At 49.8% G+C, this 17,914-nt stretch carries 14 protein-coding genes and 1 tRNA gene; 13 read left to right on the forward strand and 2 right to left on the reverse strand.

Annotation, left to right across the window (positions count from 1 at the left end):
* The first annotated feature begins 14 nt into the window (after positions 1-14).
* Positions 15-1,529, forward strand: a complete 1,515-nt coding sequence (gene purF / locus BZG14_RS00090; protein ID WP_077484712.1) for an amidophosphoribosyltransferase — start codon at positions 15-17, stop codon at positions 1,527-1,529.
* Positions 1,530-1,591: 62 nt separating this feature from the next.
* Here purF and BZG14_RS00095 read toward each other — a convergent pair whose 3' ends face one another.
* Positions 1,592-2,191 (reverse strand): Yip1 family protein, encoded by a 600-nt coding sequence (locus BZG14_RS00095; RefSeq protein ID WP_046075248.1) that lies wholly within the window; start codon positions 2,189-2,191, stop codon positions 1,592-1,594.
* A 512-nt stretch (positions 2,192-2,703) separates the two neighbouring features.
* On the opposite strand from BZG14_RS00095, the gene BZG14_RS00100 reads away from it, so the two are divergent.
* From BZG14_RS00100 to BZG14_RS00115, 4 genes are all read left to right on the forward strand, one after another.
* Positions 2,704-3,759, forward strand: coding sequence for a response regulator (locus BZG14_RS00100; RefSeq protein ID WP_077484715.1), 1,056 nt, complete (start codon positions 2,704-2,706; stop codon positions 3,757-3,759).
* Between the two features lie 154 nt (positions 3,760-3,913).
* On the forward strand, positions 3,914-4,414 hold the full coding sequence (gene rfaH, locus BZG14_RS00105) for a transcription/translation regulatory transformer protein RfaH (RefSeq protein WP_077484717.1): 501 nt from the start codon (positions 3,914-3,916) through the stop codon (positions 4,412-4,414).
* Between the two features lie 64 nt (positions 4,415-4,478).
* Complete coding sequence (locus BZG14_RS00110; protein ID WP_241824590.1) at positions 4,479-5,702, forward strand: GGDEF domain-containing response regulator; 1,224 nt, start codon at positions 4,479-4,481, stop codon at positions 5,700-5,702.
* A 214-nt stretch (positions 5,703-5,916) separates the two neighbouring features.
* The gene (locus BZG14_RS00115; protein ID WP_077484720.1) at positions 5,917-7,146 is read left to right on the forward strand and encodes a response regulator; all 1,230 of its coding nucleotides are present in this window, start codon (positions 5,917-5,919) and stop codon (positions 7,144-7,146) included.
* A gap of 33 nt (positions 7,147-7,179) precedes the next feature.
* Here BZG14_RS00115 and folD read toward each other — a convergent pair whose 3' ends face one another.
* Entirely contained in the window at positions 7,180-8,040 is an 861-nt protein-coding gene (gene folD, locus BZG14_RS00120) for a bifunctional methylenetetrahydrofolate dehydrogenase/methenyltetrahydrofolate cyclohydrolase FolD (RefSeq protein ID WP_077607640.1), read from the reverse strand.
* Positions 8,041-8,344: 304 nt separating this feature from the next.
* Here folD and BZG14_RS00125 point away from each other — a divergent pair.
* The 8 genes from BZG14_RS00125 to BZG14_RS00160 all read left to right on the forward strand — a co-directional run bounded on the left by BZG14_RS00125 (position 8,345) and on the right by BZG14_RS00160 (position 17,877).
* Positions 8,345-8,421 (forward strand) — tRNA-Arg (locus tag BZG14_RS00125).
* Positions 8,422-8,757: 336 nt separating this feature from the next.
* Positions 8,758-10,062 (forward strand): trigger factor, encoded by a 1,305-nt coding sequence (tig, locus tag BZG14_RS00130; RefSeq protein WP_069362057.1) that lies wholly within the window; start codon positions 8,758-8,760, stop codon positions 10,060-10,062.
* Positions 10,063-10,340: 278 nt separating this feature from the next.
* Positions 10,341-10,964 carry an ATP-dependent Clp endopeptidase proteolytic subunit ClpP gene (gene clpP, locus BZG14_RS00135; protein WP_046075254.1) on the forward strand — a complete coding sequence of 208 codons (624 nt, stop codon included), beginning with the start codon at positions 10,341-10,343 and terminating at the stop codon, positions 10,962-10,964.
* A gap of 145 nt (positions 10,965-11,109) precedes the next feature.
* Positions 11,110-12,387: an ATP-dependent protease ATP-binding subunit ClpX gene (gene clpX / locus BZG14_RS00140; protein WP_077484726.1), complete on the forward strand. Its 1,278-nt coding sequence runs from the start codon at positions 11,110-11,112 to the stop codon at positions 12,385-12,387.
* Positions 12,388-12,525: 138 nt separating this feature from the next.
* Complete coding sequence (lon, locus tag BZG14_RS00145; RefSeq protein ID WP_069362054.1) at positions 12,526-14,898, forward strand: endopeptidase La; 2,373 nt, start codon at positions 12,526-12,528, stop codon at positions 14,896-14,898.
* Between the two features lie 188 nt (positions 14,899-15,086).
* Positions 15,087-15,362, forward strand: a complete 276-nt coding sequence (locus BZG14_RS00150; RefSeq protein WP_046075257.1) for an HU family DNA-binding protein — start codon at positions 15,087-15,089, stop codon at positions 15,360-15,362.
* A 169-nt stretch (positions 15,363-15,531) separates the two neighbouring features.
* Positions 15,532-17,412 (forward strand): peptidylprolyl isomerase, encoded by a 1,881-nt coding sequence (gene ppiD / locus BZG14_RS00155; RefSeq protein ID WP_077607641.1) that lies wholly within the window; start codon positions 15,532-15,534, stop codon positions 17,410-17,412.
* Positions 17,413-17,574: 162 nt separating this feature from the next.
* Complete coding sequence (locus BZG14_RS00160) at positions 17,575-17,877, forward strand: ComEA family DNA-binding protein (protein ID WP_102505046.1); 303 nt, start codon at positions 17,575-17,577, stop codon at positions 17,875-17,877.
* Positions 17,878-17,914: the final 37 nt, after the last annotated feature.

Raw genomic sequence — 17,914 nt, forward strand, 5'->3', positions numbered from 1 at the left:
AAGGAATCGCTGACATGTGTGGTATAGTTGGAATCGTTGGTAACACCCCGGTCAATCAGTCCATTTATGATGCACTGACGGTGCTACAACACCGGGGACAGGATGCAGCCGGGATTGTCACTATTGACGACAATCGTTTCCGGCTTAGAAAAGCCAATGGTCTGGTAAAGGATGTGTTTCAACTTAAGCATATGCAGCGCTTACAAGGCCAAGTGGGTATTGGGCATGTGCGTTATCCAACCGCGGGGAGTTCGAGTGCGTCAGAAGCGCAGCCGTTTTATGTCAACTCGCCTTACGGTATTACCCTGGCGCACAATGGTAACCTCACCAATGCCCAAGACTTGCGTCAGTCGCTATTCGAGAAAGATCGTCGTCACCTTAATACCACCTCTGATTCTGAAATCCTGCTTAACGTCCTTGCCCACCAGTTATCAACCGCGACATCGCATCCATTAACGGTTGACGATATGTTTGCCGCGGTGGCGTCGGTGCATCGCCAAGTGTCGGGGGCTTATGCGGTCGTGGCCATGGTCATTGGTCATGGTGTGATCGCGTTCCGTGACCCTAAAGGCATTCGGCCACTCTGTTTAGGTAAGCGCGATACGGAGGCGGGCACTGAATACATGGTGGCGTCGGAGACAGTGGCGTTGGATGCGGTCGGGTTTGATTTTGTCCGTGATGTGGCACCCGGTGAAGCTATCTATATCACGCTGGATGGGCAACTGCATACCAGTCAATGTGCGGATACGCCGAGTTTAAACCCCTGTATCTTTGAATTTGTCTACTTCTCTCGCCCTGACTCCTTTATCGATAAGGTTTCCGTATACGGCGCGCGTATTCGTATGGGCCAAAAACTGGGGGCTAAAATTCAACGTGAGTGGGATGACGCTGACATTGATGTGGTGATCCCAATTCCAGAGACCTCCTGTGACATCGCTTTGGAGATTGCCCAAGTGCTGGGTAAGCCTTACCGCCAAGGCTTTGTCAAAAACCGTTACGTCGGGCGGACCTTTATTATGCCTGGGCAACAAATGCGTCGGAAATCGGTGCGCCGTAAACTCAATGCCATTGGTTCTGAATTTAAAGACAAGCGCGTTTTGTTGGTCGATGACTCGATAGTCCGCGGCACCACCTCGGAGCAAATTATCGAAATGGCGCGCGAGGCGGGAGCAAAAGAAGTGTATATGGCATCAGCCGCTCCCGAAGTGCGCTTTCCTAACGTCTATGGCATCGACATGCCCAGTGTCAACGAGCTGATCGCCCATGGCCGTGAAGTTGATGAAATTGGTCAACTGATTGGTGCAGATGGTTTGGTCTACCAAGATCTGTCTGACTTGGTGGCGGCGGTTGGCGAAGCGAACCCAGCTATTGAGCGCTTTGAGACATCCGTATTCAGTGGTGAATATGTCACTCAAGATGTCGATCAAGCTTATCTCGAGTATATACAAAGCTTGCGTAACGACGATGCGAAAACGGTACGCGAGCAGCAGCAAGAGCTAGCGAACTTAGAGATACATAACGAGGACTAACTGAAAACGCCGCGACAGTTATCGCGGCGCTTTTCACTGGTATCCTGCTACGCCCATGTTGACTAATGGGTAAAGACAGGCCCCATGCCGACATTCCATAGGATGACCGAGGCAGCCAGAATCGCGACCAGCAATACTAACCCGCAAGTGACGACAGAGCTGGCATAGATGAATCCTCGCTCTTCAGGGATCTCCATCAATATGGGAACCCCCGTGTAGAGGAGGTAGACAGAGTAGGCAATGCCAATCAAGCCGACGATCATCACAAACCACACCACTGGATAAAGCGTGGCGAGTCCCACCATAAAGATGGGCGTTGCGGTATAGGCTGCCAGTTCAAGACACTGGGTGTAAGTCGGAGCGGAACCGAACGTACGACTCATCCATAATGTGAGATAGGCCAACGCCGCGACACCGCCCAACAAAGCAAGATACATGGCACTGGCGATGAACAGGGCGCTTTGCGGGGTCATAAAGATGGGATCCCCCGCGCCGATTTGCCAACCAATGTGGACGCTCGCGTAGTAGGCACAAACAGGCGGGATTAACGCGAGTAACAACGCGTGACCAATGCTGTTTGAAGCGGCCTCGTGGCGCTCGCCAATCGCTTTCCATTCCTTTTTGGGATGGGTATATAACCCTAATAAATGACTCAAAATCATAGTAACCCCGCTCGTTATTCCCTCAGTGAAGTCAGGTGCAACGGTTGGCGCACGACGCCTCAAGTAACTGCTTCTTCTCTGCTCGTATGCGGAGGATAGATGCCGTGTACACTCTTCTTTAGTAACGAATAGTTGTTGGTACCTGAATTGGCAAGTTTTCTTCTCGACAAAAATCGCCTTTCTGCGCATGGCTCACTGGCGCGATATTGAGATAATGCCGATATACATTCTTGTGATAGACATCATGTATTAATTGTTACAAGTCTTACTTTTAATACAGAGTAGCGTACTCTTATAGTGTCATTGATTTTCAAGCCTTTTTTATGCTGCCGATAAATGGCTTTGACGGCTCACCTGCTTGAATGCTAAGAAAATTATTATTTTAAACAGCTGTTTATAGAGCGCTTCTGAATTAAATCTCATTAGCGATCACAGGTGTGACTGAATTCAACTACGATTAGTGCAGTGAGAAAGAAAACAGCCGCTGCTTTGCAGTCCTGGAGGAGAGCGTCGTGTTGCATAATAAAGAGATCTTAATCGTCGAAGATGATCCCGTCTTCAGTCGGATGATTGCGTCTTTTCTCGAAAGAGAGGGAGCGGTAGTACGTGAGGTCGAAAATGGTTTAGAAGGGTTGCAAGCGCTGAGGCAATCGATTCCTGACTTATTGATCAGTGATCTATCGATGCCGGTAATGACAGGCTTAGAATTCGTTGAGGAGGTGAGCCTTGAATACCCAATGCTACCTATAATCGTGATCTCTGGCACCGGGGGGATGGCAGATGTAGCTCAAGCGCTTCGCTTTGGGGTGAAGGACTTTTTGATCAAACCGATCGAAGATATCAATGTGGTCAAAAAAGCCATCGAAGCGGTGGTTGATGATGCCAACGACGATGTACACGCCAGCGATGATTTTAGTCAACAATGGTTTAAGGTGAGCGAGGACGCGGATCGCGGCGCATCAGAGACGGAACTGAAATGGCACCTTGATGCCTTACGCCACAACCCAGGTAGCGCACGTGAACTATTAATGGGGTTGATGCCAGAACCCGACTCGCAACAAGGTGCTTGGCGTCTTTCCTATCACTCACTGCAATCGGCAGATACCAACCCCATTGTGCTGGATTATGCATGGTTGATGGGCGGGAAAATGGCATTTTATGTGGTCGACTCTGCCTCGGCAGAGGAAGACGGTACCGCGACCACCTTGATGATCCGTGCGTTTTTTAATGATTTTGTCCGCTCAGGTGATGTTAATGAAAGAGGGTTTCTCACCCTGGTAAAACGGATCGAGGATGCGATTCGCGCCTCAGCCTATACGTCGCCGGTTCGTGCGATGTTCGGTGTGCTAAACACCGCCGATAATCAGCTTGATATTTTACCGGCGGGGATAAAAGCCACGGTGGATAGCTGCGGGTCGACAAGCCTGGTTCACAATGATCACTGGTTGGGGCGCGACGCGTTCTCGAGCCAGTTTCAAAGCGTTGATCTTCAATCAGGTGATGCACGTGTGTCATTGAGTGAAGTGGGCTTGAACAGTTTCAGTGTCGATATTCAAAAAATCGCTTAACGACCCAGCGATGCAATGTCGAATAGTCAACCCTATGTAAAGGTGAGTGGCCGTGGTGGGTGCTCGCCTTTGTTGCTGTGTGGGCTTAACATCCGTATACTTTCGTCGCTCTGGACAGGCTGCTACTGGCGATAGACATCAGGGACAGAACGACATGAAACATTGGTATCTACTTTATTGTAAGCGCGCGGAACAGCAACGCGCAGAGCAAAATTTGAAGCGCCAAGGCGTTGATTGTTACTACCCGATAGTGACGGTGGAAAAGCTGCGTCGTGGTAAGTGTCAGCACGTTGAGGAGCCGCTCTTTCCCAACTATATTTTTGTCGGTTTTGATCCCGACCTTGTGCAGTATACGAGTGTTCGCTCCACGCGTGGTGTAGTTGATTTCGTTCGCCAAGGTGCGTATCCCATCAAGGTCGACTTGGCATTGATTCAACAACTGATGACGATAGAAGACTGTGACGAACAACGCGACGCGCTCTACCAAGGCTTCAAGCCCGGACAGTCGGTGATGATTGAAAAGGGGCAGTTTGCAGGCACGGAAGCGATCTTCAAAGAAAAAGACGGCGAGAAGCGCTGTATTTTGCTGATAAATATGCTTAGCAAGCAAACTGAACTACATATCGATAACGCCGATATCAGTGCTTCCAGATAACCCGCTCTCCTGGTTTGGCTGCTACACTCTTCAAGGGGACAGTTTAAAGTAGGGGAGGCAGTCGTTGGAGTCGGTACTTATCGTTGAAGACAGCCGGTCGTTTCGCATGCTGGCTGAACAGCAGGTGAAAAAAGCGGGGTTTGCCCCCGTGACCTGTACCTGCCTAGCCGAAACACGGGATGTGCTAGCTCACAACACCCCCTTTCTCTGTGCGATCCTCGATTATAATCTGCCAGACGCTCACCACGGCGAAGTCATCGATTTATGTTTATCCGCAGGGCTTAAAGTGGTTGTCCTCACCGCCTCGCAAAGCGAGAAAACGCGTGATGAGATCCTATCAAAGCCCATTATTGATTATATCCCCAAAGACAGTAGTCATTGTATTGATGCGGTTTGCCGACTCATTAAGCGTTTAGCTGACAATCAAGGCCATCGTGTGCTGGTGGTGGATGACTCAGCCTCGATACGTCAACGTATCTCTGCGTTGTTGGCGCGCCAGTATTTAACCGTATTGGAAGCAGAAAATGGTGAACAGGCACTTGACGTGGTGGAAAAAACGCCAGATATATCGCTGGTTATCACTGATTACGATATGCCTAAAATGAATGGTCTTCAGCTTGTATCTGCACTTCGCAAGAGAGATACCGAGTGTTCCCAGGCGATCATTGGCTTGTCTGGACATCATGATAGTGCGCTAACGGCACGCTTTCTCAAAGCAGGGGCCAACGATTACCTGCCCAAACCGTTTAATCAGGAAGAGTTTTTCTGTCGCGTTCATAGCTGCTTGAATGCGATTGATATCGAATGGCGGTTATTTCTTTTAGCCAATACAGATTTTCTCACGCGGCTTTGTAATCGACGCTATTTCTTTGAGCGAGGTGACCAGCTGGCGACTGAGGCGCGTAAGCATCTAGCGATTATTGATATTGATTATTTTAAACGCATTAATGATGAGTTTGGTCATCATATCGGTGACGATGTGTTGGTTGAGATCGCGCAAATGCTGGCAGACGCTTTCCCGGAGGACACGGTCGCCCGCTTGGGGGGAGAAGAGTTTTGTGTGTTATCACTTGGTGATTTGGCGGTGTTTCAGCAATCGTTAGACACGTACCGCCAATCGGTGGCTGATCGCCCCATACAGGTGTTAGATCAGACGCTGAAAGTTACGGTGAGTATTGGCGTGGACTCGCAAGCTGCTTCTCTTTCACGCCTTTTACACATGGCTGATAAAGCCTTGTATCAGGCAAAAGCGTCTGGTAGAAATCAAATGGTGGTATATCAAGGGTAAATGGCTGCATTGCCTAAAAAATGATACGAAATAACGCATAAAGTGTACGCTCAGTTGTAGGTGTTGCGTCAAATTTCTGCGAGATATGTGTCATTGTTGRGAAATTTGCGCAATTTCTGTCTACACGCACTGAATTGCCCTTACCCTGTATCGCTTCTTGCCCCATTGCGTGTATTGTCGCGCAAAATTAACGTGAAGACGTGGTGCGTTGCAGATGGAATATAAAGTGTTGGTTGTGGAGGATAGTCGACCTTTCAGGCGGTTACTTGAAGCCGAGATACGAAAGGCCGGTTACATCCCATGTATAGCAGACTCAATCGAGCAAGCAGAGAAGATCCTCAACCAAGAGACCGACTTTCTTTGCGCTATCCTCGATTACTGCCTGCCCGACGGGCAGGACGGTGAAATCATCGATGTTTGTTTGTCGCTGAATATAAAAGTGATTGTGCTCACTGCGATGATGGACGCCCGGACTCGGGAGCGTGTGCTAGCCAAAACCGTTATTGATTACATCCCCAAAGATAGTCCTTCGTGCGTGTCGTCGATAGCGCCTTTACTTAACCGCTTGGAAAAGAACCATCAGCACCATGTGTTAGTCGTGGATGATTCACTGACGGCACGCCGTTACGTGCGTAGCTTATTGGAACGGCAATACCTTAATGTCCTCGAAGCACAAAATGGCCAAGAGGCCTTAGCTATGGTGCGGCGTGATAAGCGAATTTCTTTGGTGATTACTGATTACACCATGCCAGAAATGGATGGCGTGAGCGTGGTCAAGGCACTACGCAAGCTGAAGACAGACGGCCAGTTGGCGATTATTGGCTTATCGGGTGAGGAGGATTCCAGCTTAACGGCACGGTTTTTGAAGGCAGGGGCGAATGATTTTTTGGCCAAACCGTTTAACCAAGAGGAGTTTTATTGTCGTTTGCATAGCACATTGAATGCGCTCGATACTGAACGTCGTTTATTTAATATGGCCAACACGGATTATTTAACCCAGGTGTGGAATCGACGTTATTTTTTCGAACACCCCCACACTCGCTCACACAAAGGGCCGCGGAGTTTGGCGCTGATTGACATCGACCATTTTAAAAAGATCAATGATCAATTTGGCCATCATATTGGTGATATTACGCTGATTGAGCTGGCAAAAATGATGAAACGTTATTTTCCAGAAGGCATGGTCGCTCGCTTTGGTGGGGAAGAGTTTTGTATCCTCTACGGCAATGACGAGCTGGGCTTTGTGCGCCGACTTGAGGCGATGCGAGAAGAATTGGAAAAGACCGTTTGGTCACCCTACGACAAGACGTTTTCAATCACCATTAGTATTGGGATGGTCCATGCCGATGCGCATATTGATGAACTTGTTCAGCGTGCCGATTGGTGTTTGTACCAAGCCAAGGCAGGGGGACGAAACCAGCTCAAAACGGATTTAGTATCCTGAAAAAAAAGAGGGCCATTTTGACCCTCTTGCCTGCTAGTGACCATCGTGGTATTGCTCACAGGCCATGAGCGTGTTTTCAATCAAGGTTGCGACAGTCATGGGGCCCACACCACCGGGGACAGGGGTAATATGACTGGCTTTTTCATAAGCGAGATCGTATTCGATGTCGCCAATCAGTTTGCCGTTTTCCATGCGGTTAATGCCCACATCAATCACAATTGCGCCGGGTTTAATCCATTCGCCAGGAATAAACTTAGGCTTACCGACCGCCACCACCAGGACGTCGGCCTGGCGAACATGCCCCTCTAAGTCTTGAGTAAAACGGTGGCACGTTGTAGTTGYGCAGCCAGCCAACAGCAGCTCCAATGTCATCGGGCGACCAACAATATTGGAGGCGCCGACGACCACAGCATGTTTACCACGAAGAGGCACATTGTAGCGGTCTAGGAGGGTAATGATCCCTTTTGGTGTGCAAGAACGCAGCGTTGGCATGCGTTGGCACAGGCGGCCGACATTATAGGGATGAAAGCCGTCGACATCTTTGTCTGGGCGGATGCGCTCCAACACGGACGTGGCATCAATCCCTGCAGGTAAGGGCAGTTGGACGAGAATGCCATCAATGCTGTCATCTGCATTCAAGGTGTCGATGAGTGAGAGTAACTCTTGTTGAGAGCAAGACGTGGGGAGGTCATAGGACCGTGATACAAACCCCACTTCATCACAAACACGGCGTTTACTGCCAACGTAAACCTGTGACGCAGGATCGTCTCCAACCAGAATTACCGCCAATCCGGGGGCCCTACGTCCCGCTTGCGTGCGAGCAGAGACGCGAGCGGCAACCTCTCGGCGCACGGTTTGCGCGATCAGCTTTCCATCAATGAGTTGTGCGGCCATAACTATCCTTCGGCTAAAGCAATGTTGGCAATAGTGTGACAAAAAACGCGCCTAAAAGCTATTGCGCAAACGTTTGCTTTTGCACTTTAGTGAGGATGAAGGAAAAATAATAAGCCGTCCATGGCGGCACGATGCTTTGTTAGACGGAAACACGAAAAGAACAGGCTTAGCGCTCTCGCCTCCCTGCGTCGCATCAATGGATAACCAGTAAACGATGTGGTTTTGAGCAACCGCGTCAAGATTTTAGGGAAAAGCGTTGACGACGCCTAACGTCGCTTTATAATCCACGCTGCGTAAAGACAGTGCGCCCTTAGCTCAGTTGGATAGAGCAACGGCCTTCTAAGCCGTGGGTCACAGGTTCGAATCCTGTAGGGCGCGCCATTTTACTTTCTCCCCCGTTTTCTCTCCCAATTGCTCTGAAAATAACCAAACGCGCATAAAACCGTAAAAACTGTGATCTTACGCGGTTGAATTGTGAGATATCACCCCAATTTCGATATTGAAACGCCATCGGTCGCCCCTTGTCTCGACTCAGTTGACGGGTGCCGCTATAATAGCGCGTCTTAATTTTCAGTCTCGGATGAGATAGCTCGATACGCCAATCGCGTGTATCCGGATTCGCAGGGGCTATGACGGATTCATAGCTCAGATGATGCCACCAGTAAAACTGGTAAACATCACTCAGTACCCCTGAGTAAATTTGAGGTTAAATTTATAATGCAAGTTACCGTTGAAACCACCGAAGGCCTTAAGCGCCAAATGACCATCACAGTGCCTGCTGCCAACATCGATGATGCAGTCACTAAAGAGCTACGCAATATCGCTAAGAATCGTCGTTTTGATGGTTTCCGTAAAGGTAAAGTTCCATTGAAGATGGTGTCACGCATGTACGGTGACACAGTACGCCAAGACGTGCTGGGCGAAGTGATGCAGCGTCACTTCATTGAAGCGATGATCCAAGAAAAAGTGAACCCAGCAGGGGCGCCAAGCTTTACACCCGTTGAAAACGAAGCGGGTCAAGATTTGGTCTTTAAAGCTGACTTTGAAGTGTACCCAGAAGTGGAGCTGCAAGGTCTAGACGCGATTAGCGTTGAAAAGCCAAAAGCCGAAGTGCAGGAAAGCGATGTGGATGAAATGCTTGATACGCTACGCAAGCAACAAGCAAGCTGGGTAGAAGCAGACGGTGAAGCGAAAGAGAACAGCCGTGTCACCTTAGACTTTGTGGGTACCATCGACGGTGAAGAGTTTGAAGGCGGTAAAGCTGAAGGCTTCCAACTAGAAATGGGCCAAGGTCGTATGATCCCAGGCTTTGAAGACGGCCTAGTGGGTAAAAAAGCGGGTGAAGAATTCACTATCGATGTGAACTTCCCAGACGACTACCACGCTGAGAACCTAAAAGGTAAAGCAGCACAGTTTGCGATTAAACTGCATACAGTGGAAGAACAAGAGCTGCCTGAGCTGACTGAAGAGTTCGTACAGCGCTTTGGCATTGCTGATGGCAGCGTAGAAGGCCTGAAAGCAGAAGTGCGTAAAAACATGGATCGCGAGCTCAAGCAAGCGATCAAAAACAAGGTAAAAGAGCAGGTACTAGACGGCTTGGTTGAGCAAAACCAAATCGATGTACCGTCTGCGCTGATTGAGCAAGAAATTGGCACCTTGCGCCAGCAAGCGGCACAGCGCTTTGGTGGCAACATGGACAGCGCGTCTCAGCTACCCCGTGAGCTATTTGAAGAGCAAGCCAAACGCCGTGTAAGCGTTGGCCTGCTGCTTGGTGAAGTGATCAAGTCGGAAGAGCTTGAAGCGGATGATGAGCGCGTTAAAGCACTGATCGAAGAAATGGCATCGGCGTATGAAGATCCATCAGAAGTTGTCGCTTACTATGAGAAAGACGAAAAGCTGATGGAAAACATGCGTAACGTCGCGCTAGAAGAGCAAGCGATTGATGCACTGCTAGCAAAAGCCACTGTCACCGAAGCTGAAGTCGGCTTTAGTGACTTGATGAACGCTTCGCAGCAAGCTTAATCAAGGTTAAAAAACGTTTGTGTCGCATTGACACTGCGTAAATGGATTTGCTTACAATGGCCCTAATGACTTGTCATTTGGGCCATTTTTTCCATCTACTGAGTCGCTATACGGGCCGCTTAGCCGTTGAGAGTGCGAGACGTTTTAGCCACAAAAAATCTTGTTGGATCATTAAGCTGCGTTCATCGATTTAAGATTTTAGTGACCTGTTACAGCGTTTTGTGCTAAACCTTGGTTAAGGCAAGAGTTATAACGAATTCGATTAGGGATATTACGCTATGAGCCAACAACACAATAATGCCATGCCGCCAATTATGGACGCCCTTGTCCCTATGGTGGTGGAACAAACCTCGCGCGGCGAGCGCTCTTACGATATATACTCTCGCCTGCTTAAAGAACGCATCATCTTCCTCACTGGGCAAGTGGAAGATCAAATGGCAAATTTGATTGTGGCGCAGATGCTGTTCTTAGAGTCAGAGAATCCAGAAAAAGACATTTATTTGTACATCAACTCACCAGGTGGCGTGGTCACGGCGGGGATGGCGATTTATGACACCATGCAGTTTATTAAACCAGATGTGAGCACTCTGTGTACTGGCCAAGCCTGCTCAATGGGGTCGTTCCTGTTGGCTGGGGGGGCGAAAGGCAAACGGTATTGCCTACCGAATTCACGGGTGATGATTCACCAGCCGCTAGGAGGCTTCCAAGGCCAAGCGTCTGACATTGAAATTCATGCCCAAGAAATGATCAAAACCAAGCACCGCCTCAACACCTTGTTAGCTGAGCATACAGGCCAGCCGATGGAAGTGATTGAGCGTGACACCGACCGTGATAACTTCATGGCGGCACAAGAAGCGGTGGACTATGGCTTGGTTGACGCCGTATTAAGTCAACGAGACTAAACCCAACATGCCTTAGGGCGTTGAAATCAAGCAAGCTGCGTGAACAAGTGCAAAGCTTGTCAGTGGTTGGGTCGGAAAAAGTGGCCGATTTGTTGTAAACTCAACATAAGGCAACGACGGGCAAATGCCCCAAAGAGGTTAGCGAATGACAGACAAGCGAAAAGACGGTGGAAGCGGAAAGCTGCTTTACTGCTCATTCTGTGGTAAGAGCCAACACGAAGTTCGTAAGTTAATTGCCGGGCCATCGGTCTACATATGTGATGAGTGTGTTGACCTGTGTAATGACATTATCCGCGAAGAAATCAAAGAAGTGATGCCGAAGCGCGAGGGAGATACCTTGCCCGCGCCGAGTGAAATTCGTGCACACCTTGACGATTATGTCATTGGTCAAGAGCAAGCGAAAAAAGTGCTCTCGGTTGCAGTATACAACCACTACAAACGCTTGCGAAACGGTGACAAAAGCGCAGATGGCGTGGAGCTGGGCAAGAGTAACATCTTGCTGATCGGTCCTACCGGTAGTGGTAAAACACTGCTGGCCGAAACGCTTGCGCGCTTTTTGGATGTGCCATTTACCATGGCAGACGCCACCACATTGACCGAGGCCGGTTATGTGGGTGAAGACGTAGAAAACATTATCCAGAAGCTGTTGCAAAAGTGCGATTACGATGTCGCCAAAGCGGAGCGTGGAATCGTCTATATCGATGAGATTGACAAGGTCTCTCGTAAATCCGACAACCCATCTATTACCCGAGACGTTTCTGGGGAAGGGGTGCAACAGGCACTGCTTAAATTGGTAGAAGGAACAGTCGCGTCGATTCCTCCTCAGGGAGGACGTAAGCATCCACAGCAGGAATTTTTGCAAGTAGACACGTCGAAAATCCTGTTTATCTGTGGCGGTGCGTTTGCGGGCCTCGATAAAGTGGTGGAGCAACGTGTCGACACAGGCTCTGGCATTGGCTTTGGTGCACAGGTCAAAGGTGCCACGGATCGTTCAGCCGACGAGTTCTTTGGCAAAGTTGAACCTGAAGACATGGTGAAATACGGTCTGATCCCTGAATTTATCGGGCGTCTGCCCGTCACCGCGGTATTGAGAGAGCTCGATGAAGATGCCTTGGTGCAAATTCTACGTGAACCTAAGAACGCACTCACGAAGCAGTATGGTGCCTTGCTTGAGCTAGACGGTGTCGAGCTTGAGTTCCGGGACGACGCACTGCGTGCTATCGCTAAAAAAGCGATGGAGCGTAAAACAGGTGCACGTGGCCTGCGCTCGATTGTCGAAGCTGTGTTGTTGGATACCATGTACGACTTACCGTCAATGAAAGACGTGAGCAAAGTGGTGATTGACGATTCAGTGATCCGAGGTGAATCTGCACCTCTACTGATGTATGAACACGCGGATAACCAAGCGGCGGGTGGCGAGTAATATCGTTACATAAGGTTATCAGTGATATAGAAAAAGGGAGTGACAACTCCCTTTTTTATTTTCTGACGGTTGAGCCGTTGAAACCTGTCCAATAGACCCCATATACTCATAATCAGATTGAATGGAAGAGAGAAGCATATGAACTTGGAGCGTTCCGAGCGCATTGACATTCCGGTGCTGCCACTTCGGGATGTGGTGGTTTATCCTCACATGGTGATCCCGCTTTTTGTGGGAAGGGAAAAGTCGATACGCTGCCTTGAAGCGGCGATGGACAACGACAAACAGATTCTACTGGTTGCGCAAAAAGATGCCGCCACTGATGATCCAAGTATCTCAGATTTATACACCGTTGGTACGGTGGCAACCATTCTCCAGCTTCTTAAACTTCCAGATGGCACTGTGAAAGTGCTGGTTGAAGGGATGCAGCGTGCGCGCATCGAGCAGTTTAGTGAAGATGATTTCTTCACTGCGCAGGCCGAGTATTTGACCACGCCAAGCTTGGATGAGCGTGAGCAAGAAGTGTTGGTTCGCACGGCGATCAGCCAGTTTGAAGGCTTTATTAAGCTCAACAAGAAGATCCCGCCAGAAGTACTGACATCCTTAAATGGTATTGAAGAGGCGGCGCGTCTCGCTGATACCATTGCTGCCCACATGCCGCTTAAGCTTGAAGACAAGCAAAACGTGTTGGAAATCGTTGATATTTCCGAGCGTCTCGAATACCTGATGACCATGATGGAGTCTGAGATTGACTTGCTTCAGGTTGAGAAGCGCATCCGTGGCCGCGTTAAAAAGCAAATGGAAAAGAGCCAGCGCGAGTACTATCTCAATGAGCAAATGAAAGCCATTCAGAAAGAGCTGGGTGAGCTGGATGATGCGCCGGATGAGTTTGAAGCGCTGAAGCAAAAAATCGAAGAGTCAAAAATGCCGCAGGAGGCGCGGGAAAAAACCGAGCAAGAACTGCAAAAGCTGAAAATGATGTCTCCGATGTCGGCGGAAGCGACTGTGGTACGCAGCTATATCGATTGGATGATTAGTGTGCCATGGGCGAAGCGCTCAAAAGTGAAGAAAAACTTAGCCCGGGCGGAAGAAGTATTGAACGCCGATCACTACGGGCTTGAGCGTGTCAAAGACCGCATCTTGGAATACCTCGCGGTACAGAACCGGATGAAGAAGCTGAAAGGTCCGATTCTTTGCTTAGTGGGACCGCCAGGGGTGGGTAAAACCTCGCTAGGGCAGTCTATTGCGCGTGCCACCGGGCGTAAATATACCCGTATGGCCTTGGGTGGTGTGCGTGATGAAGCGGAAATCCGTGGTCATCGCCGGACCTACATCGGCTCATTACCCGGCAAGCTGATTCAGAAGATGTCTAAAGTGGGCGTCCGTAACCCGCTGTTCCTGCTTGATGAAATCGATAAGGTATCGTCTGACATGCGCGGCGATCCATCATCAGCGTTACTTGAAGTGCTCGATCCTGAGCAAAACAACGCGTTTAACGACCATTATCTAGAGGTCGACTATGATCTCTCGGATGTGATGTTCGTGGCGACGTCTAACTCGATGAATATCCCCGGCCCGCTGCTGGATCGGATGGAAGTGATCCGGCTTTCAGGTTACACCGAGGACGAGAAGCTCAACATTGCTAAACAGCATTTGATTGACAAGCAAGTGGCGCGCAATGGCTTGAAAGCGCATGAGATCACCATTGAAGACTCGGCAATCATCGGCATTATTCGTTACTACACACGCGAAGCGGGCGTACGTAGCCTTGAGCGAGAGATTTCTAAGCTATGCCGCAAGACGGTAAAAGAAATCCTGCTTAATAGCGAACTTAAGCAAGTGACGGTGACGGATGAGAACTTGCCAGATTACTTAGGCGTCCGCCGCTTTGATTACGGTAAAGCGGATGAGCAAAATCGCGTGGGTCAAGTAACTGGGCTTGCTTGGACTGAAGTGGGTGGCGACTTGCTCACTATCGAGACCGAAGCGATGCCAGGTAAAGGCAAACTGACGCACACAGGCTCGCTGGGCGATGTGATGCAAGAGTCGGTGCAAGCGGCGATGACCGTGGTGCGTAGCCGTGCTGACAAACTGGGTATCAATAGCGACTTTTACGAGAAGCGTGATATTCATGTCCACGTCCCTGAAGGCGCTACCCCGAAAGACGGACCGAGCGCAGGTATCGCGATGTGTACCGCGTTAGTTTCAAGCTTAACCGGTAACTCCGTGCGTTCCGATGTGGCAATGACCGGCGAGATCACCTTACGTGGTGAAGTGCTCCCGATTGGTGGCTTGAAAGAAAAACTATTGGCTGCACGTCGCGGGGGTATCAAAACCGTTGTCATTCCAAAAGAGAACGAGCGCGATCTGGAGGACATTCCTGCTAACGTCAAAGAGGATTTATCTATCCATCCAGTGCGCTGGATTGACGAGGTTTTAACCATTGCGTTAGAGAATAACCCACTCGGCATTGAGTTGGTTAACGCCGAAAAGAGTGACATGCAGCAAAATTAAGCAACGTAAAACGCTGACAGGCAGTAAAAGGCTTGTCAGCGTTTTTTTTGCTCGCTAACGTTGCTCTGACGCATTGCCTGCATGGGGCGGGCAAGCGCGCTTTCAACGTCTTTCGTCGACAAAGCGTCTGTTATTGAACACCGCAACATTGATAGGTTTGCGGAGATGTAATCTAAGGGGATGAAAAAGTGAATAAGTCGGAACTGATTGATCATATTGCAGAAGGTGCGGATATTTCTAAGGCCTCAGCAAACCGTGCATTGGATGCCTTCGTCGAGGCGGTGTCTGACACATTGAAGTCAGGCGACCAAGTCGCGCTAGTGGGCTTTGGCACCTTCTCTGTACGCGAACGCGCCGCACGCAAGGGCCGTAACCCGCAGACTGGCGCTGAAATTGATATCGCAGCGGCCAAAGTACCTGGCTTTAAAGCGGGTAAAGCCTTAAAAGACGCCGTTAACGAGTAATAATCACGTGACTCGCTGCCGAATTATTCGCGTTTGACGGGGCGTTGGAGCTGCAAAGCCACTAACAACCGCGTATAATTCTGCACACAAGAGCGTAAAGGCGCATCACATGATGCGCCTTTTTAGTTGAAAACCAACCAGCCCAAACCAGTTGGAGTACCGGCCAGTTATGATGGAACGTATACGCGAAGGCACCAATAGTCTTGCGGTGAAGATCATTTTAAGCCTTATTATCTTTTCCTTTGCTTTTGCCGGTGTCGGCAGCTATCTGGCAGGCGGTTCCAACCCGCCCGCTGCAACCGTCGGCGATAAAGAAATCAGCCGTGCAGAGCTCGATCGAGCTTATCAAAACGAACGTGCTCGTATGCAGCAACAGGCGGGAGAGCAGTTTAATCAACTGCTGGGTAACCCAGAGTATGTGAAGCGTTTTCGTCAAAACATCTTAGATCGAATGATCAATGACTTGCTGTTAGAGCAGGCAGCCAGCGACCTTGGCCTGCGTGTGAGTGATGCACAAGTCAAAGCCGCGATCCGTGAGATGCCACAGTTCCGTCAAGGCGGGCAGTTTAATAACGACCGCTACCAGGCCGCTCTGCGCCAAACGGGCATGAGTGCCGATGAGTTTGCTAATTACATGCGCACGGATTTAATGCGTCAGCAACTGGTAAATGGCTTACAAAGTTCGGGGTTTGTGTTACCGAGTGAGCTGGAAAGCCTGTATCGCCTAGAAGCACAGAGTCGGCAAGTGCGCACCATCACGCTCCCGGTGGATGATTTTGCGGAGCAGGTAACGCTCACGGACGATGAGCTAGAAGCATACTATCAAGCTCACCGAGACGATTATATCCAACCTCGCATGGTCAAAGTCGCTTATGTAGAGCTAACGGGAGAGGGACTGGCTAATGAGGTTCAGATCTCGGATGAAGCCATCGCGACTTATTACCAAGAGAACCWGTCTCAGTATGGCTCACAAGAACGTCGTAAAGTCAGCCACATCCTAATTGAAGGAACAGGTGATGAGGCCAAAGCCAAAGCTGAGCAAGCGTTAGAGCGCCTGAACCAAGGCGACGCATTTTCCGCGCTGGCAAAGGAAATGTCTGATGACACCTTCAGTGCTGAGCAGGGTGGGTCACTGGATTGGATTGAACCTGGTGTGATGGATCCGGCGTTCGAGAAAGCGGCGTATGCGTTGTCAGAGAAAGGCGATACCTCTGGGCTGGTTCAATCTGACTTTGGTTATCATATTATCCGTTTAGATGATATTGATCCGGCGGATGTCACTCCGCTTGCAGAGGTAAAAGACGATATTCGTAGCGAATTGCAACAAGCGCGTGCGGCGGATCGTTTCTACGCGCAGTCTACCACACTAGCGGAAGTCGCGTTTGAAGAAGCGAACGGTTTGGAGCCAGCGGCTGACGCGGTGAATGGCAAGGTGCAGTATACTGATTACTTTGCGTTAGACGCGGCGACTGGCTTGATGGCTCGCCCTCAAATCCAGCAAGCACTTGACAGCTATGATGTACGTGAAAACGGGCTCAACTCAGAGTTGATTGAATTGTCTGGCGAGCATGCCATTGTCGTGCGTCTTGATGATGTGAAGCCGGAAAAGCAGCTCAGCTTTGCTGACGTGAAAGAGCAAGTTCGCGAAACGCTTGCTGCCGAGAAAGGGCAAGAGCAGGCGAAAGAAACGGCTGGAGACTTGATTACCCAGCTCGAAGAAAGCGGTGAGTTAACGGAAAGCGATTACACCTTTAGCGCACCGATGACACTTAACCGTGTGTCGCAACAACAAGCCGTCGCGGAACTGGCGTTTTCTCTGCCACAGCCTGCATCAGAGACGGCGAGTTATGGTGTCACACAAAACCGCCAAGGTGACGTCGTGGTTGTCGCACTGGACAAGGTGGTGACCCCTGAGGTGCCGGCTATCAGCCCGCAAAGTCAAATGGCGGCGCGTGTTCAACGCGCGATGAGTAATACGTCATTGTCTGCGACCTTACAAGCATTGCGTGAAGACGTCGATGTGACTTACGCGGAGTCAGATACCCAGTAAGCGAGTGGGCAGCAGGAGTTCGATCTCTCTCGCACCCTCTTTGCTTGAGTAAGAAAAACGGCGCTAGGACTTTGTCCTGCGTCGTTTTTCTTTTATCGCTCACATGCAAATAGGCGAGCGCGGACTTAGGGTAAGGCTGACATTTCTACAAGGAGTGAAATCATGAAACACCTTTTATCCTGTCTGTTCTTTGCCCTTGCGTTGGTGACGGCGCCGGTGAGTTGGAGTGCTGATGAAAACGCCGCTCAAGCGACTGAGCAAGTTGAGCGTCTTTCCGTTAACATCAATACGGCGAGTGAGCAGCAGTTATCAGATCAACTCAAGGGGATTGGTCCGGCGAAGGCTAAGGCCATTATTGAGTATCGCCAAGCCCACGGTGAATTTAGCTCGCCAGACGCACTGATGGAGGTCAAAGGCATTGGTCCTTCAACATTGGATAAAAACCGAGACCTCATAAAGGTGTAACCACACTCGCGCAAAGTGGTGTTTGCCGCTTTGCGCG

It is taken from the genome of Salinivibrio sp. IB282, assembly GCF_001995685.1.
GTDB classification, from domain to species: domain Bacteria; phylum Pseudomonadota; class Gammaproteobacteria; order Enterobacterales; family Vibrionaceae; genus Salinivibrio; species Salinivibrio kushneri.